Source organism: Nocardia sp. NPDC003482, from assembly GCF_053588115.1.
Genome location: NZ_JBSFPI010000022.1, coordinates 81,385 through 101,191 on the forward strand (window position 1 = coordinate 81,385; position 19,807 = coordinate 101,191).

At 68.7% G+C, this 19,807-nt stretch carries 18 protein-coding genes; 7 read left to right on the forward strand and 11 right to left on the reverse strand.

Annotated features, from left to right (window positions below; translation table 11 throughout):
- Window positions 1–18 precede the first annotated feature (18 nt).
- Together ACWDSJ_RS29660 and ACWDSJ_RS29665 are read right to left on the reverse strand one after the other, a co-directional pair.
- Window positions 19–672 (reverse strand): nitroreductase family protein, encoded by a 654-nt coding sequence (locus ACWDSJ_RS29660; RefSeq protein WP_450035795.1) that lies wholly within the window; start codon window positions 670–672, stop codon window positions 19–21.
- 127 nt (window positions 673–799) lie between these two features.
- Entirely contained in the window at window positions 800–1,345 is a 546-nt protein-coding gene (locus ACWDSJ_RS29665) for a helix-turn-helix domain-containing protein (protein WP_450035797.1), read from the reverse strand.
- A 72-nt stretch (window positions 1,346–1,417) separates the two neighbouring features.
- On the opposite strand from ACWDSJ_RS29665, the gene ACWDSJ_RS29670 reads away from it, so the two are divergent.
- The 3 genes from ACWDSJ_RS29670 (at window position 1,418) to ACWDSJ_RS29680 (ending at window position 5,003) form a co-directional block, all read left to right on the forward strand.
- Window positions 1,418–2,728: a hypothetical protein gene (locus ACWDSJ_RS29670; protein WP_450035799.1), complete on the forward strand. Its 1,311-nt coding sequence runs from the start codon at window positions 1,418–1,420 to the stop codon at window positions 2,726–2,728.
- Window positions 2,729–2,815: 87 nt separating this feature from the next.
- Entirely contained in the window at window positions 2,816–3,733 is a 918-nt protein-coding gene (gene sigJ / locus ACWDSJ_RS29675; RefSeq protein WP_450035852.1) for an RNA polymerase sigma factor SigJ, read from the forward strand.
- Window positions 3,734–3,815: 82 nt separating this feature from the next.
- Window positions 3,816–5,003 (forward strand): NAD(P)/FAD-dependent oxidoreductase, encoded by a 1,188-nt coding sequence (locus ACWDSJ_RS29680; RefSeq protein ID WP_450035801.1) that lies wholly within the window; start codon window positions 3,816–3,818, stop codon window positions 5,001–5,003.
- On the opposite strand, the gene ACWDSJ_RS29685 is transcribed toward ACWDSJ_RS29680, so the two are convergent.
- Both ACWDSJ_RS29685 and ACWDSJ_RS29690 read right to left on the reverse strand, forming a co-directional pair.
- Window positions 4,990–6,129 carry a protein kinase family protein gene (locus tag ACWDSJ_RS29685; protein ID WP_450035802.1) on the reverse strand — a complete coding sequence of 380 codons (1,140 nt, stop codon included), beginning with the start codon at window positions 6,127–6,129 and terminating at the stop codon, window positions 4,990–4,992. The genes ACWDSJ_RS29680 and ACWDSJ_RS29685 overlap by 14 nt on opposite strands.
- A gap of 256 nt (window positions 6,130–6,385) precedes the next feature.
- The gene (locus ACWDSJ_RS29690; RefSeq protein WP_450035803.1) at window positions 6,386–6,907 is read right to left on the reverse strand and encodes a hypothetical protein; all 522 of its coding nucleotides are present in this window, start codon (window positions 6,905–6,907) and stop codon (window positions 6,386–6,388) included.
- Between the two features lie 789 nt (window positions 6,908–7,696).
- Here ACWDSJ_RS29690 and ACWDSJ_RS29695 point away from each other — a divergent pair.
- The 4 genes from ACWDSJ_RS29695 (at window position 7,697) to ACWDSJ_RS29710 (ending at window position 12,229) form a co-directional block, all read left to right on the forward strand.
- A complete protein-coding gene (locus ACWDSJ_RS29695; protein ID WP_450035804.1) occupies window positions 7,697–8,869 on the forward strand; it encodes an FAD-dependent monooxygenase in 1,173 nt (390 codons plus the stop codon).
- 80 nt (window positions 8,870–8,949) lie between these two features.
- The gene (locus tag ACWDSJ_RS29700; protein WP_450035805.1) at window positions 8,950–9,801 is read left to right on the forward strand and encodes an alpha/beta hydrolase; all 852 of its coding nucleotides are present in this window, start codon (window positions 8,950–8,952) and stop codon (window positions 9,799–9,801) included.
- Window positions 9,802–9,830: 29 nt separating this feature from the next.
- Window positions 9,831–10,598 carry a DUF2334 domain-containing protein gene (locus ACWDSJ_RS29705; protein ID WP_450035806.1) on the forward strand — a complete coding sequence of 256 codons (768 nt, stop codon included), beginning with the start codon at window positions 9,831–9,833 and terminating at the stop codon, window positions 10,596–10,598.
- Window positions 10,598–12,229, forward strand: coding sequence for a glycosyltransferase (locus ACWDSJ_RS29710; RefSeq protein ID WP_450035807.1), 1,632 nt, complete (start codon window positions 10,598–10,600; stop codon window positions 12,227–12,229). Before ACWDSJ_RS29705 ends, ACWDSJ_RS29710 begins: the two co-directional genes overlap by 1 nt.
- Before the next feature lie 153 nt (window positions 12,230–12,382).
- Here the strand turns inward: ACWDSJ_RS29710 and ACWDSJ_RS29715 are convergent, their stop codons facing one another.
- From ACWDSJ_RS29715 to ACWDSJ_RS29745, 7 genes are all read right to left on the reverse strand, one after another.
- Window positions 12,383–13,429, reverse strand: coding sequence for a DMT family transporter (locus tag ACWDSJ_RS29715; RefSeq protein WP_450035808.1), 1,047 nt, complete (start codon window positions 13,427–13,429; stop codon window positions 12,383–12,385).
- A 113-nt stretch (window positions 13,430–13,542) separates the two neighbouring features.
- Window positions 13,543–15,909 carry an ATP-binding cassette domain-containing protein gene (locus tag ACWDSJ_RS29720; protein WP_450035810.1) on the reverse strand — a complete coding sequence of 789 codons (2,367 nt, stop codon included), beginning with the start codon at window positions 15,907–15,909 and terminating at the stop codon, window positions 13,543–13,545.
- Between the two features lie 9 nt (window positions 15,910–15,918).
- On the reverse strand, window positions 15,919–16,329 hold the full coding sequence (locus ACWDSJ_RS29725) for a VOC family protein (RefSeq protein WP_387361458.1): 411 nt from the start codon (window positions 16,327–16,329) through the stop codon (window positions 15,919–15,921).
- Between the two features lie 5 nt (window positions 16,330–16,334).
- Complete coding sequence (locus tag ACWDSJ_RS29730) at window positions 16,335–16,787, reverse strand: helix-turn-helix transcriptional regulator (RefSeq protein ID WP_450035811.1); 453 nt, start codon at window positions 16,785–16,787, stop codon at window positions 16,335–16,337.
- 636 nt (window positions 16,788–17,423) lie between these two features.
- On the reverse strand, window positions 17,424–18,653 hold the full coding sequence (locus tag ACWDSJ_RS29735) for an RNA polymerase sigma factor (protein WP_450035813.1): 1,230 nt from the start codon (window positions 18,651–18,653) through the stop codon (window positions 17,424–17,426).
- Window positions 18,650–19,045, reverse strand: coding sequence for a YciI family protein (locus ACWDSJ_RS29740; RefSeq protein ID WP_387362272.1), 396 nt, complete (start codon window positions 19,043–19,045; stop codon window positions 18,650–18,652). The genes ACWDSJ_RS29735 and ACWDSJ_RS29740 overlap by 4 nt, the downstream gene beginning before the upstream one ends.
- A 96-nt stretch (window positions 19,046–19,141) precedes the next feature.
- The gene (locus ACWDSJ_RS29745) at window positions 19,142–19,807 is read right to left on the reverse strand and encodes a TetR/AcrR family transcriptional regulator C-terminal domain-containing protein (RefSeq protein ID WP_387361452.1); all 666 of its coding nucleotides are present in this window, start codon (window positions 19,805–19,807) and stop codon (window positions 19,142–19,144) included.

The following is a 19,807-nucleotide window of genomic DNA, read 5'->3' on the forward strand; positions in this document are numbered from 1 at the left end:
CCCGGCCGAAACCGCCTCCTACCACTCGTTCCAATGCGTAAGTTGTTCAGCCGGAAGGCGTTTGGCGGGGCGGAAGTCGGTGCCCTTGGTGTAGGCGATGGGGAACAGGCCGCCCTGGCTGAACTTGTCGTAGGGGATGCCGAGGAGGTCGGCGGCCTGTTTCTCGCCGTCGCCGACGAGGTGCAGGGTGGTCCAGGCGGAGCCGAGGCCGCGGGAGCGCAGGGCCAGCACGAAGCTCCAGACGGCGGGGAGGAGCGAACCCCAGAAGCCGGCGCTGGAGGCGCCCGGTTTGGTGTCCGCCCGGCCGGCGAGGCAGGGGATCAGCAGGACCGGGACCTCGTGCAGGTGGTCGTTGAGGTAGCGGGCCGATTCGGTGACCAGCGGCTGCCGCTGGTCGCGCTCGTCTCCGTAGGCGGGCTTCGGCGCGTCGAGGTAGGGCGTGGCGTTGGTCCGGTAGATGTCGGCCAGCGCCTTCTTCCGCTCGGCGTCCTCCACGAAGACCCATTGCCAGCCTTGGGCATTCGAGCCCGTCGGCGCCTGCAACGCCAATTCCAGACACTCCAGCAGCACCTCGCGCGGCACCGGACGCTCGAGGTCGAGCCGCTTCCGCACCGAACGCGTAGTGGACAACACCTCGTCGACCGACAGATCCAGTACGTTTCCGACTGTCATTCCGTACCCCTCTCAGGCAGCCGCCCTCGGCGAACTCCCACGATTCCGAAACCGCAAACGCTTCGGACAACATCGAACAAGCGCGGAATATTCGGCCCGCGAGCCCCGCCGAACCCACGAGCCGCCGTCACTCCCCCTCGCTGGCGGGCTCCGCCGACGGAAAATGAATGGGGCTCAACAAGTATCGAGCACGCCCAGGACCCGGCCGGTTCCCCAGGCGTGGCAGGATCGCCCGCCGCAGATCCGCGACCAACCCGTCCAGTTCGTCGCGGCTGAGCCACAGCGCGTGCTGCCGATACCCGACGAGATCCCGCGCCGGATCGGCGTCGTCGCGGTCCAGATAGGCGTTGAACTCGGCGATGAGCACCGCCATGGCCGTACCGAAGACGCGCCGATGGTCCTCGATCGTTGCCGCCGTGGCGGTTTCGGCGTCCACCATCGCCCGCTCCGGCCGCAACCGGTAGTGCCGCTCGACCGCGCCGCGCACCCGCCGCTCCCGCGTGACCTCGAGGATTCCGGCGCTCGCCAACGCGTCGACATGCCGGTACACCGTCGCCTTCGACATATCCGGCAGGACCGCACACAGATCGGCGGTGGTCAGCGACCGCTCCCCCCGCAGGGCGTGCACGATCCGCAGTCGCGCCGGGTGAGCCAGCAATTCGGTGACGTCCACTCCCCAATGTTCTCATATACTGCTACCGTTCTCATTACTTGAGAACATTCGCGAGGAGCCTGGGGAACCGAGATGACGACACACACCGATCCGGCGACCGTCGCGGCCGACGTCCTGCACCTGCTGCGGGCCGAACGCTTCGACGAACTCGCGACGCGGTTCGCGCCCCGGCTCGCCGCGGCGGTCTCCCCCGACACGACGCGCCTGGCCTGGACCACCGAGATCGCCAAGATCGGCGGCATCGACACCGTCGGCCCGGCGGCGACCGAACGGCTCGACACCGAGTTGACACGGGTGCGGGTTCCGGTGACGGGCACGCGCGGCGGCCTCGAGGTCCGGATGTCGGTCGACGCGGCGGGCCTGCTGCACGGGCTCCAGCTCGCCCCACCGCGCGACTCGCTCTGGGCGCCACCCGATTACGCGCGCCCCCGCCGATTCACCGAGCGCGAGGTCACCCTCGAGGCCGAATCGTGTTCCGTGCCAGGCACTCTCACCATGCCCAAGGGCCACGGTCCGCGGGCGGCGGTGGTGCTCGTCTCCTCGGGCCCCATGGACTGCGACCTCACCTCCGGACCGAACAAGCCCTTCAAGGATCTCGCGTGGGGCCTGGCCAGTCGCGGCATCGCGGTATTGCGTTTCGACAAGGTCACTTTCGTGCACCCCGAACTGAACAGCCGCGACGGCTTCACCATGCTCGAGGAGTATCTGCCGACCACGATCGCCGCCGTGCGAATGCTGCGCGAGGAGCCCGGCGTCGACCCCGCCCGGGTGTACGTCGCCGGTCACAGCGGCGGCGGCAAGGCCGCTCCGCGGATCGCGGCGGCCGAACCGTCGATCGCGGGCGTGGTGATCCTCGCCGGTGACACCGTGCCGATGCCCCGGGCCGCTCTGCGCGTGTACGACTACCTCGCGCGCCTGCGTCCCGAACAGGACGCCGCCGAGGTCCGCGCCGCCGTCGCCCGCGCGGCGGCGTCGACCGAGAGCCCCGATCTGTCCCCGACGACCCCGGCCGCGGACCTGCTGTTCGGTCTGCCCGCCTCCTACTGGCTGGATCTGCGCGCCTACGACCCGGTCGCCACCGCGAGCACACTGAACGGACCGATCCTGATCCTGCAAGGCGGCCGCGACTACCAGGTCACCGTCGCCGACGACCTCCCGGCCTGGCGAGCCGGGCTGGCCGCACGCCCCGACGTCACCATCCGCGTCCACGACCGCGACGACCACCTGTTCTTCCCCGGCGACGGCCTGTCCACCCCCGCCGACTACGAGAAACCGGCTCACGTCGACGCGGCGGTGATCGACGACATTGCCGACTGGCTCGCCCCGACCCGCGAACGCGGCCCGATCGCGCGGAGGTGGCGACTCGTCCAACACTCGGCCTGATATCCACTCCCGGACACCCCTCCGGATGGACGCGACCACCACGCATAACCGACGATGGCTGACATGTCGCTTACGTCCTAAATCGATCTGTTCGAGAGCTTCCGGGGTCGCCTGTCGGCGATCGCCTACCGCTTGCTGGGGTCGGCGAGCGACGCCGAGGACGCGGTGCAGGAGACGTACCTGCGCTGGCAACTCGCCGACCGGGACGCCGTCGAGACACCCGAGGCGTGGCTGACCAAGGTGCTCACCAATCTCTGCCTCAACCAGCTCACCTCGGCCCGCGCCCGCCGGGAAACCTATGTGGGCCAATGGCTTCCGGAGCCGGTGCTGGCCGGGTCCCCGATGCTGAGCCCGGCCGACACCGTCGAACAGCGGGAGTCGGTATCGATCGCGATGCTCACGCTCATGGAGCGGCTCACCGCCAAGGAGCGCGTCGTGTACGTGCTGCGCGCGGCGTTCGGCTACGCGCATCACGAGATCGCCGAGTTGCTCGATATCAGCGAGGCCAACTGCCAGCAGATCCATCGGCGCGCCAAACAGCATCTGGCCGGCGCCCGGGCGCGGATCGAGGTGGACGAGGCCGCCGCCCGCCGGATCGTCGAGGAGTTCCTGGCCGCGGCGGTCAGCGGGCGGACCGATGAGCTGGTGCGGTTGCTCACCGACGACGCCAGCATCATCGGCGACGGCGGCGCCTTCTACCCCACCCTGAACCGGCCGCTCGTCGGCGCCGAGCGCGTCGCGACGTTCGTGCGGCTCGCCGTCAAACCGTCGGATGCCAAGCGGGACACGTTCGGTCGCGCGCTCACCCCCTTCGCCGCCATCGTCAACGGCAGGCCCGCGCTGGTCGTGACGGCCGCCGATCGCGTCGTCGGCATCGTGGTGCTGGAGGTGACCGCCGACGGCATCGCCGCGGTCCACGCGCACGCCAACCCCGACAAACTGGCGTACGCCAACCGGCAATGGACCATCCACGAGCCGGGAGACCCGCTGGCCACATTGTGGTGACGCACGTCACATCATGTGGCTGTCAGTATTCGTGCGGCCGCTCGGTTCAGGTATCGAACCCTCCCCGAGACAGGAGCACACCATGAAGCACCGCATCGTCGTCCTCGGAGCCGGGTACGCCGGAGCCACCGCCGCCGGCCGCCTGGCCAAGCGACTGCACCGCGACGACGTCGAGATCACCCTGGTCAACGGCGATCCCGACTTCGTCGAGCGGGTGCGCCTGCACCAGCTCGCCACCGGGCAGGACCTGCCGGTCCGGCCGTTGCGAAAGATGTTCGCGGGCACCGGCGTTCGGGTGCGCATCGCCCGCGTCGACGCCGTCGACGCCGACCGCGGGACCGTTCACCTGCTCGACGAGCACGGCGCGGAAACCCTCGCCTACGACACGCTCGTCTACGCCCTGGGCAGCACCGTCGCCGACTTCGGCGTGCCCGGCGTTGTCGAACACGCCCATCACGTCGCGAGCAAACAGGCGGCGCTGCGGCTGCGGGACCGGCTGAACGAAATGCCCTCGGGCGCAACGGTAGTCCTCGTGGGCGGCGGCCTCACCAGTATCGAGATCGCCACCGAGATCGCCGAGGCGCGCCCGGATCTGCGGGTCGCCGTCGCCGCGCGCGGCGGCGTCGGGGACTGGCTGGACGAGAAGGCGCGCCGCCATCTGCGCGACGCGTTCGAGCGTCTCAGCATCACCGTCCACGAGCACACCGACGTCGTCCGGGTCACCGACACGAGCGTGATCACCCGTTCGGGAGCGGAGATCCCGGCCGAAACCACCGTCTGGACAGCGGGTTTCGCGGTCCATCCCATCGCGGCCGCCAGCACGCTCACCGTCTCCGACACCGGCCGGATCATCGTCGACGCCACCCAGCGTTCGATCTCGCACCCGAACGTCTACGCCCTGGGCGACGCCGCGCACGCCATCGGAATCGGCGGCAAGCCCCTGCGCATGGGCTGCGCCACCGCCACCCCGATGGCCTGGCTCGGCGCCGACGCCCTCGCCGCCCGCCTCACCGGACGCCCCGTCCCCGACGCCCCCATCGGCTACAACAGCCAATGCATCAGCCTCGGCCGCCGCGACGCCATCGTCCAGAAGGTGACCAAGGAGGACGAGCCGACCCCCAAGGTGGACGTCGGCCGCAAAGCGGCTCGCATCAAGGAACTCATCTGCACGGGCGCGGCGTGGTCCGTCCGGCACCCGACGTTCCTGATCCCGAGTCGGCGGCGTCGGATCGTCGAAACCGATGCGGCCGTTGCGGTTACGACGGTTTGACGCGAGAGCCCGCCCCGGCCGAATCCAGGTGGGGCGGGCCTTGCGCCAGCAGGCGACGCATCTCCCGCTCCGGATAGGGGGTGCGCCGACTCTCCTGCTGGAACGCCCGCGTGAACGCGCCCATCGCCGCGGCGACGGGCGCGTGCCGGAGGAGAACCGAGGCGGCCCCGGCGGGCGGGCCCTCCGGCGACTCACCCGCGGCGAAGGCGCGCACCATCGTCTCCCGGTCCTCCCCCCGGCGCCCGTACAGCGCGGTAACGAGCCAGTTCGCCAGGTAACTGACGGCGAAACCACGGTCGTAACTCTGGTTCCGGTCGAAGAACGCGGCCTCCTCAGCCGTGAGATCGAATCCCCGAAAGAGCGCGAGACCGTAATCACCGAAGTACAGCCGCCGACCATCGGTGAGGATGTTCCCGAAGTGCGCGTCGAGGTGCAGCAGCCCCCGGCCGTTCATGAACCCGACGCCCGCGGCCAGCTCCCGCTCCACCATGAGGCAGGCCCGATCGGCGGCCTCGTCACCCGCCTCGAGCTGGCCGTTCAGCCACTCGTGCAAGGTATTCGGAATGTACTCCAGAAACAGCGCGATACTCGCCGAGGAATCCCGGAGCGCCTCGATCCGGCGACGCATCTGCGGGCTGTCGTCCCAATAGGCAACCGCGCGATCGATACCGGCGAGTTCCTCCGGCAACGGCGTCGTATCCGGAAGCACGCGCCAGTGGTACAGCAGCGGAAACCCTTGGTATTCGGCCGCGAGCACCCAGTTCGTCGTCATGATGTGCACAGCGAGTTCGCGCCACGCCCCGAACCCCGGCGACCCGATGAGGCCGACGCCGTAATGGCTGAACAGCGGCATCTCGAACAGATTCGCCGTGGACCGAAGATGCTCCGCCCGCCGTTCCAGATCGGTGAGGGGAACTCGCTTCACGAACACCGGAATCCCCGCGACCTCCACCAGCGCCGCCTTCCCGCCGATACCGACCCCGATCGGCGCGGCCGCGTCCACGAGCGCACACAAGGCGTGATCGCTGTGCAGCGCGAGGGCCGTGGAGACGGCGCTGTAGGCGGGTCGGCGTGCCCTGCCGGGTGATGAGTCCTTCACTGCGGCGAGTTCTCCGATCGATGGCATCAGAGCAATCTACGCCCTCGTAGGCAACTTTCACCTATTCCGTACAATAGTCAATTGACATTGAAATTTCGACAACGTCTGCGCCTCCCTGCAATGACGAGATGGCCCCCTCCTTCGGATTAGGGTTAGTTACCCGAAGACAGAGCGCCGAAGCCTGCTCCATTTACCGAGCACTGAGCCGGAGCGAAGTTCCAGCCGTAGTGGACATCCTCCATCGAGTGCAGTTATGAAATAACGGAGCCTTCAAAATATCCGCTTACTCCCGGATTTGGAAGTCCTTTCCAGAAATTGAAATCAGCAGCCAAGATTGAGTTACGCCAGACATCACCTGCCAGATACACGCTGCGGCCAGCATATACAGCCCATGCTTCACGTCGGATTGCATAGTGCTCAACAAGATCATCGTATAGACGAGGGAAAGAAAAATCGTACCTATGATACCTCGCATATGATCGTACCAACGGACCTCCGGCCGAGCAGTTATACAGCAGTAGTAATAGAGAATAAAATACCCCAAGATGGACAGGTAGCCAAGAATTGCCACCACTACCGGGCCAATCTGCCAGACGTGTGCCGGCATGAGAGCGATCAAACTGATGAAGAGTGGCCCGGCCAACTCAAGCAATGTCATAGCTGCGCTGAATTGCCGTAGAGGTTTCTTGGACCAGCCGGAAGAAGCAACCTGCAATGCAACGAAAAGGAGAGCGAAAATCGTTCCCGCCGAAGCAGCCACAGCCGTATAGAACGTGGTCCAATCAGAATTCCAGCCGTGATCCATCCATCCTCTTTACCGGGACAACGCCGCTTGATAACCACGCTTTCAGTCCCCGCCTGCTCCAAGTCGGAATTACTCGGCGCTTTAGAGAAGCGCTACTCAACACCAGACGAAACAGCGAGACAATGCGCCCGTCTCCCCATAGGGTCACGGCCGATGCGGTGGTAAGCCTTGCACGGAGAGTAGGTGCTCTACAAGCATCATTAGCACAACACACAATCTGCACAGTTGATTACACTTGCTGAGATGTGCCGCTACTCTCATCTCTCGAGACGTATCTGCACTTCCTACCGTTGCCGAGTCTCCACAGTTCCGATCTCCACCGACAACGGGGCTTGACGTTCCTACACGACCAATTGCAGCTGGCGCTTAGCCTTCACCCTCAGGCCCGTGAGACTGCTGTGGTGCAATATGAACCCATCCTGAAAGCGTCCAATGTTTGCCGCAGGAAGCCGACCTCAAATCGGAAAGGCAGCATTATGAGGTACCGTCGGCAGTTCGGAGTGTCCACGTGCCGATCGACCTCTGACCGAGGTTTCGATCCTCACTATAGTAGATCTAAGTCAGCAACGTTCGCGCAGCAACCGATCAGGTCGGTTTCCGTAGGCGCCGAGCGGACAATCCCTGCCCCACCGATGAACTTAGCCCTCTCCCACCGTCCATAACTCTGACCCTCGGGATACCAAAGGAAGGCACTGGGATGCGTAGCTTGATTCCGGACGGACACGTCCGGCTCAACAACCGAATCAGTCTGAACGACAACGTAATTCACACCACCGAGCATGTGACCCGATGAGCGCCAAGGTCCTGATCGCGGGCGCGAGTATCGCGGGTCCCGCGCTGGCGCACTGGCTGCACCGCTTCGGAGCCGAGGTGACGATCGTCGAGCGTGCCCCCGAACTGCGTCCCGGTGGCCAGGCCGTCGACGCGCGCGGGATCACCAAGGAGGTCATCCAGCGGATGGGTCTGGACGAGGCGGTTCGCGCCGCCCGTACCCTCACCGCGGGGGCGCATACGGTCGACGCCGCGGGCAATGTCCTGCAAACCTTCAGTGCCGAGGACGGCGGCGGCGACGGATACATCGCGGAGATCGAGATCCTGCGCGGCGACCTCGCCCGCGTCCTCCACGACGCCACCAGCGACCACGTCGAATACCTCTTCGACAACCGCATCACCGAACTCACCCAGGACGCGGACGGCGTCGACGTGATCCTCGCGAGCGGCGAGCGGCGGCGCTTCGATCTGGTGATCGGCGCGGACGGCCTGCATTCCGCGCTGCGCGCGATGGTCTTCGGCCCGCGCGAGGAGTACCTGCGTCACCTCGGGCTGGTGCTCGCCTTCTACAGCGTGCCCAACGAATTCGGCCTGGACCGCTGGCTGCTCGACTATCAGGAGTCCGGCCGCTCGGTCGCCCTGCGGCCCATCCAGGACGCCACCCGGGCGATGGCCATGTTCACCTTCCCCGCGGTCGAATTCGACGTCGACTACCGCGACATCGAGGGCCAGAAGCGCCTGCTACGCGAGCGGATGGCCGACCTCGGCTGGCTGACGCCGAAAATCCTTGCGCACCTGGACGATACGCCGGACTTCTACCTCGACCAGGTCGCTCAGGTCGTGATGGACCGCTGGTCCGAGGGCCGGGTCGCCCTGCTCGGGGACGCGGCCTACAGCGCGTCGCCGATGTCCGGGCAGGGTACGGGATTGGCACTGGTCGGCGCCTACGTCCTGGCCGGGGAACTGGCCGCGGCCGGATGGGACCCGCGCGCCGGGTTCGCCGCGTACGAGACACGGATGCGCTCGTTCGTCGAGGCCAATCAGGAGATCGGTCGCCTGCACGTCCAGAGCCTCGAGGGCGCCGAGTCGACCGCGGACTTCGAGAGCGAGTGGTTCCACGACCTGATCGACCGCGCGCTCAACGGAGTCGAGCTGATCGACTATGTCGGCGCGCCGGGCGTACGGGGCTGACGCGCGACCCGGAACGAAAACCGGACACAACCCTCCCCCGAAGCGCACAATGGCCCTGACAACAGGCAGACGGAGGCGATATGAGCCGTAGCGAGACCGGTGAGTTCGAGGGCCGGGGCGGGCGAATCTTCTGGCAGTCGTGGGTGCCGGAGGGCGACGTCAAGGGCGTCATCGCGTTGGTGCACGGCGTGGCCGAGCATTCGGGGCGCTATGTCCATGTCGGGGAACGGCTGGCCGACGCGGGGTACGCGGTCTACGCGCTGGATCACGTGGGGCACGGGCGGTCGGTCGGCGACAAGGCCAACATCGATTCCATCGACGGCGCCGCCGACAATGTGACCGCGCTGCTCGACCTCGCGGCGGGCAGGCATCCGGGCGTGCCGCGCTTCGTCGTCGCGCACAGCATGGGCAGCCTGGTCACGCTGCATCTCGCGACGCGCGCGCCGCTGGACGTGGCCGGGATCGCGCTGTCGGCGCCGCCGTTGGTCGTGGACTCCAATCCGGTACAACGGGTCGTCGCGCCGCTGGTGAGCCGGATCGCGCCGAATCTCGGTGCGGTGCGGGTGGATTCGACGTGGATCAGCCGCGATCCGGAGGTGGTCCGGGCCTACGACGAGGATCCGCTGGTCTATCGCGGACGGCTGCCCGCCCGGACCGCCGCCGAGATCCTGGAGACCGGCGACGCGGTCGGCAAACGGCTGGACCGGCTCACCGTGCCCACCCTGGCCATGCACGGCACCGCCGACCGGATCGCGAATCCGGTCAGCACCGATCTCATCGAACGGAACGCCGCCGCAAGCGATCTCACCGTGCGCCGCTACCCGGGCCTCTATCACGAACTGTTCAACGAACCCGAACGCGGCACCGTGCTCGACGATCTGGTCGCCTGGCTCGACGAACATTGCCTCGCCACGCCCCGATCGTTCAACTGATGGCAACCGGGCGCTGCTAGCGTGCGCGCGTGTCCGCACGTCTGGTGGTGAGTATCCACGATGTCGCTCCGGCCAGCGAGGCCGAGACCGCGCGCTGGTGCGCCGACGCCGACGCGTTCGGAATCCCGGTGTCGCTGCTGGTGATACCCGGTCCGTGGCGCGGGGCCCGGCTGTCGGAGGCGCCCGATTACGGGATGTTCCTACGCGAGCGCCGCGCCCACGGCGACGAGATCATGTTGCACGGCTGGGACCATCGCGCCCCCGCCGGCGGTTCGCTGTTACGCCGCGCCGTGGCCGCGCTGGTGGCGCGGGGCGCGGCCGAATTCGCCGCGCTCGACTACGCGGCGGCCGACGCCCGGCTGCGCCCGGCGATCGCGGTGATGGACCGGATGGGTTTGGCCACAACGGGTTTCACGCCGCCGGGGTGGCTGGCCTCGCCCGCCGCGCTGCGGCTGCTGTGCCGCGCCGGGTTCTCGCACACCACCGATCACTTCGGGGTGCTCGATCTGCGCACCGGCCGTCGCCATCGCGGATTCGCGCTGTCCCAGCGTCCCGGCGGTTTCGGCGAACAGACCGCGGCCTGGCTGATGCGCACGCTGGCCCGCCGCACCGCGCTGCGCCGCGGCTTCGTCCGCATCGCGCTGCATCCCGACGATCTGCGCCGACCCGGGCTGCGCGACGCGGCGCTGCGCGCGATCGACGCCGCCCTCACCGCGGGTGCCCGCCCCATGACCTACGCGGAGGTGATCGGGTGCGCGGGCACGCGAGTCGTCGCACCGCGCGAGGTGATCGGCTGATGCGCATCGTGCAGCTCGCCAACTTCTACACCCCCGCCTCCGGTGGGCTGCGCACCTGCGTCGACGAGATCGGCCGCGGCTACGTCGCCGCCGGGCACGATCGGGTGCTGGTGGTGCCCGGCCTCGCCGACGCCGACGAGCGCACCGCGGCCGGGCGTCGAATCACGCTGCGGGGACCGCGTTTCGGCAGCGCGGGCTATCACGTGCTCACCGCCCGGCGCACCCGGACGCTGCTCGAGGAGCTGCGGCCCGACGTGCTCGAGTGCAGCGACAAGCTCAGCGTCCGCTGGCTCGCGCCCTGGGCCCGCCGCGCCGGAGTGCCGTTGGTGTTGTTCTCCCACGAACGCATCGATGCCATCCTGCGCTCCCGGGTCCCGCCGGGCTTCCCGCTGGCCACCGCCGCCGACCTGGCCAACCGCCGCCTGTCGGCCCGCGCCCACCGCATCATCGTCACCTCGGGTTTCGCCCGCGACGAGTTCACCCGCATCGGCGCCCGCAACGTCCACCGAATCCCGTTGGGCGTGGACCTGGAAACCTTCCGGCCCCTCGACCCTCGGTTTGCTACGGGAGTCGACACCACCCGTCCCCCGTACGCCATGCGCGAGCGGTGGCGTGACGCGGGACCGGACATCCGGCGCGACAAGCGCCGCGACGCGGACATCGACCGGCCGCCCTACGGCCCGCGCGACACGCGACGCGAAGCCGGATCGGACCCCGACCGGGCGCCCTACGACCCGCGCGACACGCAACGCGAAGCCGGGTCGGACCTCGACCGATCGCCCAAGGCGGCGCGCAGGAAGCGAGGCGAAGGGGGAACGGACCCCGACCACTCGCCGTACGACACGCGCGACACGGGAACGGACCTCGACCGCCCGCTCTACGCGCGCGTCAAGCGGAAGGACGCGGGAACGAACGGCCGACCGTCCCGCTTCGCGCTCGGCCGGGGTGCGGGCGATCCCCGCGACGCGGAAAGGGCTCACCCGCTACGGGTCTCGCACGGTCTCGGTACCGGAGACGCGGCGTCCGGGGGCGCGGTGCTCCGACTCGTGGACGCCCAGCACGATTTCGCCCTGTCCCGCATCGAAACTCGCGGCGTGGTGGGTCTGGTCCTGGTCAGCCGCCTCTCCCGGGAGAAGCGACCCGGCCGGGCGATCGAGGCACTACGGCTGCTGCGCGAGGCGGGCATCGATGCCGAGCTGACCGTGATCGGCGACGGCCCGCTGCGAGATCGCTTGCGGGAGCGGGCATCCGGGCTGCCGGTGACCTTCATGGGCCACGTCTCCGAACGCGGCACCGTCGCCCGCATGGTCGCCGCGGCCGACATCGCCGTCTGCCCGTCCCCCGCCGAGACCTTCGGCCTGGCCGTGCTCGAGGCCCTGGCCTGCGGCACCCCGGTCGTGGTCCCCCGCGCGGGCGCGGCCCGGGAACTACTGGGCGCCCCCGGTTCCGGCGTCGAATGCGACGGCACCGCAACAGGTCTCGCCGCAGGAGTCACCACCCTGCTGGCCATCCCCGAATACGCCCGCCGCACCGCCGCCCGCCGCACCGCCGAACGCTTCCCCTGGTCCGCCACCGTGGCCGAATTACTCTCCCTCTACGCCATTTTCGAACCAGCCGCCCGCTCGGCCTGACCAGGAACCCACACCGCCAATCCGGCCTACACCCGCACCAACCTCCCCCGCGCTCGAAACTCAACCTGACGCACACCCGGCAGACACCCACGCCGCCAACCTGACCCACGCCCGCCCCAATCGAACCCCACCCGGACCTACACCGGTGCCGACCTAATCCGCACCCGCGCCGCCAACCTGGCCCACACCAACGCCGACCGAACCCACGGCCTCGCCGCCAACCTGGCCCACACCCGCGCGGACCGAACCCACGCTCCCGCCACCAACCTGATCCACGCCCGAATCGACCTGGCCCACGCCCACACCCGCACCGACCTCCACCGGCACCAATGTCGCCGGTAACTCCCGCTCGTCGTGCAGGGTAGGCGAATTCGCCAGCAGCGCGATGCCGCCGATGATGAGCGCGCCCGCTGCCGCCAGGGGCAGCGGGTAGATGTGCGCCGGGGTGTCGAACAGTGTCAGACCGGCGACATAGCTCAGGATCGGGTCGGTGATGGTCATGGTGGTGAGGGCGGTGGGCAGCGAACCTCGGGCGAACGCCTCCTGGGTGAGGACCGCCCCGACCGTGGTCGAGATCGGCACCCCGACCAGCGCCCAGCTCAAATTCGGTAGTGCCGCAGCGGAAATCGAGACCAGCACCGCGGTCGAGGACACACAGCAGCCGGAGGCGACCGCGAGCAGGGCCGAGCGGGACTGCGGGGATCGGATGGTCTGGGCGACCGTCACCAGCGACAGCACCGCCACCGGGATGGCGATCGCCGCGATGGGCAGGCGGTCGGTCAGTACCGGACCGTGCGGAACCCCGTGCGCGATCAGTACCACCAGCCCGCAGCAGACCGCGACCGTGCCCGCCCAGTCCCGGCGCAACAAGCGCCGCCGACGCCGCCCGGCCGCCAGCGGCAGCGCGAACAGCAACTGCACCACCAACAGCGCCTGCACCATCGACAGGGCCGCGTAGCGTAAAGCGGCCGCGTGCAACAGGAATCCGGTCGCGCTCGCGCCCTGCCCGAGCAGCCAGCGCCGATTCGTCAGCAACACCCGCGCGATGCCGATCACCGCGATCGCGCGCCCGTCCCGGGGGTCCGCCAGCGCCGCCCGCCGGGCACTGTTCTGCTGAAACGCCGCCGCCACCGCGAACAGCAGCGCGGACAGCAAGGCGAGCGCGCCCCCGACCACCTCGCCGTCGACCCAACCCATCATGGGTCCATCCTGCGCAGCCCCGGTGAACCACGGTTTTCGATCACATGGACGGTGGTCATCGCCTCATGCCCCAGGTCATCACGCACGCATCGACCGCGCGGCGAATGCGGCGCTCACGCACCCACGTACGCGGCGAGATGCTCTCCCGTGAGCGTCGACCGCGCGGCTACCAGATCCGCCGGTGTCCCCTCGAACACGATCCGCCCGCCGTCGTGCCCCGCGCCGGGACCGAGGTCGATGATCCAGTCCGCGTGCGCCATGACCGCCTGGTGATGCTCGATCACGATGACCGACTTGCCCGAATCCACGAGCCGGTCCAGCAGACCGAGCAGCTGTTCGACGTCGGCGAGGTGCAGACCGGTGGTCGGCTCGTCGAGCACGTAGACCCCGCCCTTGTCGCCCATGTGCGTGGCCAGCTTCAGCCGCTGCCGCTCGCCGCCGGACAGCGTGGTCAGCGGCTGCCCGAGGGTGAGATAGCCGAGCCCGACGTCGGCGAGGCGGTCGAGGATCTTCTGCGCGGCCGGCGTGCGGGCCTCGCCCTCGGCGAAGAACGTCCGCGCCTCGCCCACCGGCATCGCGAGCACCTCGCTGATATCGCGCCCGCCGAGGTGGTATTCGAGCACCGACGCCTGGAACCGCTTGCCCTCGCACTCCTCGCACGTCGTCGCGACCCCGGCCATGACGGCCAGATCGGTGTAGATCACGCCCGCGCCGTTGCAATTCGGGCACGCGCCTTCGGAATTCGGGCTGAACAGCGCGGGCTTGACGCCGTTGGCCTTGGCGAACGCCTTGCGGATCGGCTCGAACAACCCGGTGTAGGTGGCGGGATTGCTGCGCCGCGACCCGCGGATCGGCGTCTGGTCCACCGACACCACCCCCTCGGCGTCGCCGAGCGACCCGTGGATGAGCGAACTCTTGCCCGACCCCGCGACACCGGTGACCACGCACAGCACACCCAGCGGGACGTCGACGTCCACGTTCTGCAGGTTGTTGTCCGAGGCCCCGCGAATCTCCAACGCGCCGTTGGACTTTCGCACCGAGGTCTTCAGCGCCGCCCGGTCGTCGATATGCCGACCGGTGACGGTGTCGCTGGCGCGCAACTGCTCGAAGCCGCCCTCGAAACACACGCTGCCGCCCGCGGTGCCCGCGCCCGGTCCCAGGTCCACGACGTGATCGGCGATCGCGATGACCTCCGGCTTGTGCTCGACCACCAGCACGGTATTGCCCTTGTCGCGCAGGCGCAGCAGCAGGTCGTTCATGCGCTGGATGTCGTGCGGATGCAGGCCCGCGGTGGGCTCGTCGAACACGTAGGTGACGTCGGTGAGCGACGAGCCGAGATGGCGAATCATCTTGACGCGCTGCGCCTCACCGCCCGACAGCGTGCCCGCCGGGCGCGCCAGCGACAGATAGCCCAGCCCGATCTCGACGAACGAGTCGAGGGTGTGCCGCAGCGAGGCCAGCAGCGGCGCGACCGACGGTTCGCGCAGCTTGCCCACCCATTCGGCCAGATCGCTGATCTGCATATCGCACGCGTCGGCGATGCTGACGCCCGCGATCTTCGACGAGCGCGCGAGCTCGCTCAGCCGGGTGCCGTCGCAGTCGGGGCAGATCTGGAAGGTGACCGCCCGCTCGACGAACGCGCGGATGTGCGGCTGCAAGGCGTCGATGTCCTTGGACAGCATGGACTTTCGGATGCGCGGGATCAGGCCCTCGTAGGTGAGGTTGATGCCCTCGACCTTGATCTTGGTCGGTTCCTTGTAGAGCAGGTCGTTCAGTTCGCGCTTGGTGAACTTGCGGATCGGCTTGTCCGGGTCGAAGAAGCCGCAGCCGCTGAAGATCCGGCCGTACCAGCCGTCCATGCTGTAGCCCGGAATGGTGAGCGCGCCCTCGTTGAGCGATTTGCTGTCGTCGTAGAGCTGGGTGAGGTCGATGTCGTTGACCGAACCGCGACCCTCGCAGCGCGGGCACATGCCGCCGGTGATGCTGAAGCTGCGACGTTCCTTGACGGCCTGACCGTTGCGTTCGACCGTGACCGCGCCCGCGCCGCTGATCGAGGCGACGTTGAACGAGAACGCCTTCGGCGAGCCGATGTGCGGGGTGCCGAGGCGGCTGAACAGGATGCGCAGCATGGCGTTCGCGTCGGTGGCGGTGCCGACCGTGGAGCGCGGGTCGGCGCCCATGCGCTGCTGATCGACGATGATCGCGGTGGTCAGGCCCTCGAGCACGTCGACCTCGGGCCGCGCGAGGGTCGGCATGAAGCCCTGCACGAACGCGCTGTAGGTCTCGTTGATCAGCCGCTGGGATTCGGCGGCGATGGTGTCGAACACGAGTGAGCTCTTGCCCGAACCGGATACGCCGGTGAAGACGGTAAGGCGGCGCTTGGGGATCTCGATGCTGACGTCTTTGAGGTTGTTCTCCCGCGCGCCGAGGACGCGAATCAGGCCGTGGCTGTCCGCGACATGGATATCCGGCTCGGTCATGCTCATCTCTCAGTTCAGTTCCTGCATGCGGACCATATTTCCCGCGGGGTCGCGGAAGGCGCAGTCGCGCACGCCGTAGGGCTGGTCGGTCGGTTCCTGGACCACCTCGGCGTCCCCGGCCTGCACCCGCTCGAAGGTGGCGTCGATGTCCTTGGTTGCCAGCAGGATGCTCCCGAAGGTGCCCTTGGCCATCATCTCGGTGATCGTGCGGCGTTCGTCGTCGGTGAGTCCCGGATTGGCCTCCGGCGGGTACAGCACGACGTTGGTGTCGGGTTGTGCGGGCGGGCCGAGGGTCAGCCAGCGCATGCCGTTGTAGCCGACGTCCTTGCGGAGTTCGAAGCCGAGCGTGTCGCGGTAGAAGGCCAGGGCGGCCTCGGCGTCGTTGTGCGGGAGAAAGCTCGCGTTGATGGTGATGTCCATGGCGTTCAACCTAATTGCGTTCCGGTAGCCGACGCTTCTCGATTCCTGACCGGTCTGGTGACCTGTTTGGCCACGCACGAGGGCATCCCCTCGGTCTCCCCCGCCGCCTCCCGCCGATACACACTCGGCGGCACCCCCACCAATTCGGTGAACCGTGTACTGAACGTCCCCAACGACGAGCACCCCACCGCGAAACACACCTCGGTCACCGTCAAATCCCCCCGCCGCAACAACGCCATCGCCCGCTCGATCCGCCGAGTCATCAGATACGAATACGGCGACTCCCCATACGCCGCCCGAAACTGCCGACTCAAATGCCCCGCCGACATGTGCGCATCCCGAGCCAACGCCTCCACATCCAACGGCTGCGCATACTCCCGATCGATCCGATCCCGAACCCGCCGCAGCCGCGCCAAATCCCGCAACCGCTGCCGCTCCCCATCCGGACCACTACCCATAACCGCATCCTGCCAGCCCCACCCCGGAAAGCCCAGCTACCCCACCCCTCGCTCCGCTCGGGGTGGGGACATGAAAGCGGGCCACTCGAGGTGGGAACAAGAGAGCGACCGCTACCGACGGGGACAACAGGAGGCCGCTCGAGGCGGAGACAACGGGCCACTGCTCGGGGACATGAGAGCGCCGCTCCGGGCGGGGATACGAGGGCAACACTCGAGGCGGGCGCAAGAGGCTACCTCTCGGGCCGGGGGTTTAAGGGACTCCACGGACGAGTCCCCGCCCCTCGCTGACGCTCGGGGCGGGGAACAAGGTAAGGGATACTCGCGGCCCGTGAAGAAAAGCCTTCCGAGCCAAGCACTCCCTGGAGCTCCTCCCTATCCCCTGCCCCTCCTTCCTATCCCCGGGCACTCCCCCTCTCCTCGGGCGCTCCCTCTGCCCCGGGGCGCTCCCTCTGCCCGGGAGGCATTCCTTCTGTCCCGGGGCGCTTCTTTCCGGGCACTCCCTTTGCCCCGAGCGCTCCCTGTCCCCGGGCGCTCTCCTGTCCCCGAGCACTCCCTTGTCCCCAGGCACTCCCCAGCGCCAGGCGCTCCTCCCCTGCCCTGGGCGCTCCTCCCCCTGTCCCCGAGCGAAGCGAGGGGTTACTCCAACCGGTCCGCCTGGGCGTTGAGGTAGCGCTGTTGGGGGAGGCTGCGGGCCTTTTGGGCGGCGGTGCGGTAGGTGGTTCGGGCTTGGGGGAGGTTGCCTAGCATTTCCAACAGGTGGGCTCGGGTGGCGTCTACTCGGTGGTCGTCGGGGAGGCGGGGGGAGATGTGGTCGAGTAGGTGGAGGGCCGGGTCGGGGCCGTGGGACATGGCGACGGATGCGGCGTGGTTGAGGGCTACGACCGGGTTGTCGGAGAAGGTGAGGAGGCGTTCGTAGAGGGCGGTGATCTGGGGCCAGTCGGTGCTGGCGTAGTCGGGGGCCTCGTCGTGGAGGGCGGCGATGGCGGCCTGGAGTTGGTAGGGGCCGAGGGGGCCGCGCGGGAGGGTGGCGGTGATCAGGGCGATGCCCTCGGCGATATCCGTTGCGCGCCAGAGACTTCGGTCCTGATGGCGCATGGGGATCAGATCGCCGGTGGGTGTGGTGCGGGCGGGGCGGCGGGCGTCGGTGAGGAGCATGAGCGCCAGCAGGCCCGCGGTCTCGGCGTCGTCGGGCAACAGGCGATGCAGCAACCTGGTGAGACGGATTGCGGCCGTGGACAATTCGGCCCGATGCAGCTCCGCTCCGGAGGTGGCGGCGTAGCCCTCGGTGAAGATCAGATAGAGCACGTGCCGCACCGCGGCCAGCCGGGCGGCCCGCTCCTTGGGTGCGGGAACGGCGAAGGGAATGCCGCTGTCGCGAATCGTGGCCTTGGCCCGGCTGATCCGCCGGGTCATGGTCGCCTCCGAGGTCAGGAACGCCCGCGCGACCTCCGCGGTCGTGAGCCCCCCGACCGCCCGCAGCGTCAGCGCGATCTGCGCGGTCGCCGACAGCGCCGGATGGCAGCACAGAAACAGCAGGATCACCGTATCGTCCCCGTCCGGCGGCCGATCGGCGGGCGCCGCCAGCCGATCGCGCGGCAACGCCCAGCGCGCGACGACCTCCTCCCGCTGCCGCCGGGCCTGCTCGTTGCGCAACAGGTCGGTCAGCCGCCGCGCGGCGACGGTGATCAACCAGTTCCGCGGCTCGTCCGGCACCCCCTGCGCAGGCCACCGCGTCGCGGCCGCGAGCAGCGCCTCCTGCACCGCGTCCTCGGCCGTATCGAAATGCCCGTACCTCCGTACCAGCGCGCCGAGGACCCGCGGCGCGAGGTCGCGCAGCAGGTCCTCGAGCTCACCGCGCCCGGTCACATCTCGTCCGCGGACTCCGCGATCGGCCGGATGTCGGCATAGGCGTTGGCGTACACCGCGTCCGGAGCCGGACAGTTCTGCAACCGCCCCGCGATCTCGACGGCCCGATCGAAGCTCGCGCACTCCACGATCCAGTACCCGGCCAGTACCTCCTCGGTCTCGGCATAGGGCCCGTCGGTCACGAACGCCTGCCCGTCCCGATTGCCGACCCGCCGCGTGTGCACCGGCGCGGCCAGCCCCCGCGTCTCCACGAGTTCGCCGGACTCCTCCAACTCCTTGTTGAACGCCGTCATGAACTCCGCCAACCGCGCGAAATCCTCGGGCGTCCAAGGCGATTCGCCCGCCCCGCCCATCCCGTCGTAGTCCCGCTGCGAACCGTAACTCAGGATCATGTACTTCACGTCCACTCCTCTCGCCCGGCGCCCCGTCGGCGCCGTTCACGGATACGTCGAAGCAACGACCGCTTTCCGGACAACCCTGATCGGACGCTATTCCCGCGCACCGAACACGCGCAACCCCGCCAGCACCACCCGCAGCCCGTCGTCGAATCCGGCGTCGGTATCCGGATCGAACAGATCCCCCAGCGCCGCCGCCGTCAGCGGAAACCGCTCGGGGTCGACCACCTCCCCCATCCGCCGATACGGATTGTCCGCGTCGTACGCCAGCCCCGACCGCGCCTGCTCCTCGATGGTGAAGCCGACCGTGTAGTGCAACACCGCCGGAAATCCGCGCGCCGCGTCCCGCAGCGAGAACCCGGCGTCGCACAGGGTCCGCAGCGTCAGCTCCACGGTCCGGAACACCACCGGATCGCTCGCCGCCGTCCCCGCGAACACCCGCGCCCCGTCCCGATACCGCAACAGCGTGCGCCGCAGCCGCCGCGCCCACCCCGCCGCCCACTCCTGCCAGCTCTCCCCCCGCCGGGGCGCCTCGATATCCGCGACGGTGTCGACGTACATGATCGTGGCCATCGCGTCGAGCAGCTCCTGCTTGTTCTTGACGTGCCAATACAGCGCGGGCGCTTGCACATTCAGCCGCGCGGCCAACTGCCGCATGGTCAGCCCGTCCAGCCCCACCTCGTTGAGCAACTCCAACGCGGTGCGCGCGATGAGGTCCACGGTGAGCTTGACGGGCGGGGCGTTCTTCGACTTCGGCAC

Coding starts and splice junctions, on each gene's coding strand:
- ACWDSJ_RS29660 (WP_450035795.1), bottom strand. CDS start 672: ATGACAGTCGGAAACGTACTGGATCTGTCGGTCGACGAGGTGTTGTCC.
- ACWDSJ_RS29670 (WP_450035799.1), top strand. CDS start 1,418: ATGACGACACACACCGATCCGGCGACCGTCGCGGCCGACGTCCTGCAC.
- ACWDSJ_RS29680 (WP_450035801.1), top strand. CDS start 3,816: ATGAAGCACCGCATCGTCGTCCTCGGAGCCGGGTACGCCGGAGCCACC.
- ACWDSJ_RS29685 (WP_450035802.1), bottom strand. CDS start 6,129: ATGCCATCGATCGGAGAACTCGCCGCAGTGAAGGACTCATCACCCGGC.
- ACWDSJ_RS29690 (WP_450035803.1), bottom strand. CDS start 6,907: ATGGATCACGGCTGGAATTCTGATTGGACCACGTTCTATACGGCTGTG.
- ACWDSJ_RS29695 (WP_450035804.1), top strand. CDS start 7,697: ATGAGCGCCAAGGTCCTGATCGCGGGCGCGAGTATCGCGGGTCCCGCG.
- ACWDSJ_RS29700 (WP_450035805.1), top strand. CDS start 8,950: ATGAGCCGTAGCGAGACCGGTGAGTTCGAGGGCCGGGGCGGGCGAATC.
- ACWDSJ_RS29710 (WP_450035807.1), top strand. CDS start 10,598: ATGCGCATCGTGCAGCTCGCCAACTTCTACACCCCCGCCTCCGGTGGG.
- ACWDSJ_RS29715 (WP_450035808.1), bottom strand. CDS start 13,429: ATGATGGGTTGGGTCGACGGCGAGGTGGTCGGGGGCGCGCTCGCCTTG.
- ACWDSJ_RS29720 (WP_450035810.1), bottom strand. CDS start 15,909: ATGACCGAGCCGGATATCCATGTCGCGGACAGCCACGGCCTGATTCGC.
- ACWDSJ_RS29725 (WP_387361458.1), bottom strand. CDS start 16,329: ATGGACATCACCATCAACGCGAGCTTTCTCCCGCACAACGACGCCGAG.
- ACWDSJ_RS29730 (WP_450035811.1), bottom strand. CDS start 16,787: ATGGGTAGTGGTCCGGATGGGGAGCGGCAGCGGTTGCGGGATTTGGCG.
- ACWDSJ_RS29740 (WP_387362272.1), bottom strand. CDS start 19,045: ATGATCCTGAGTTACGGTTCGCAGCGGGACTACGACGGGATGGGCGGG.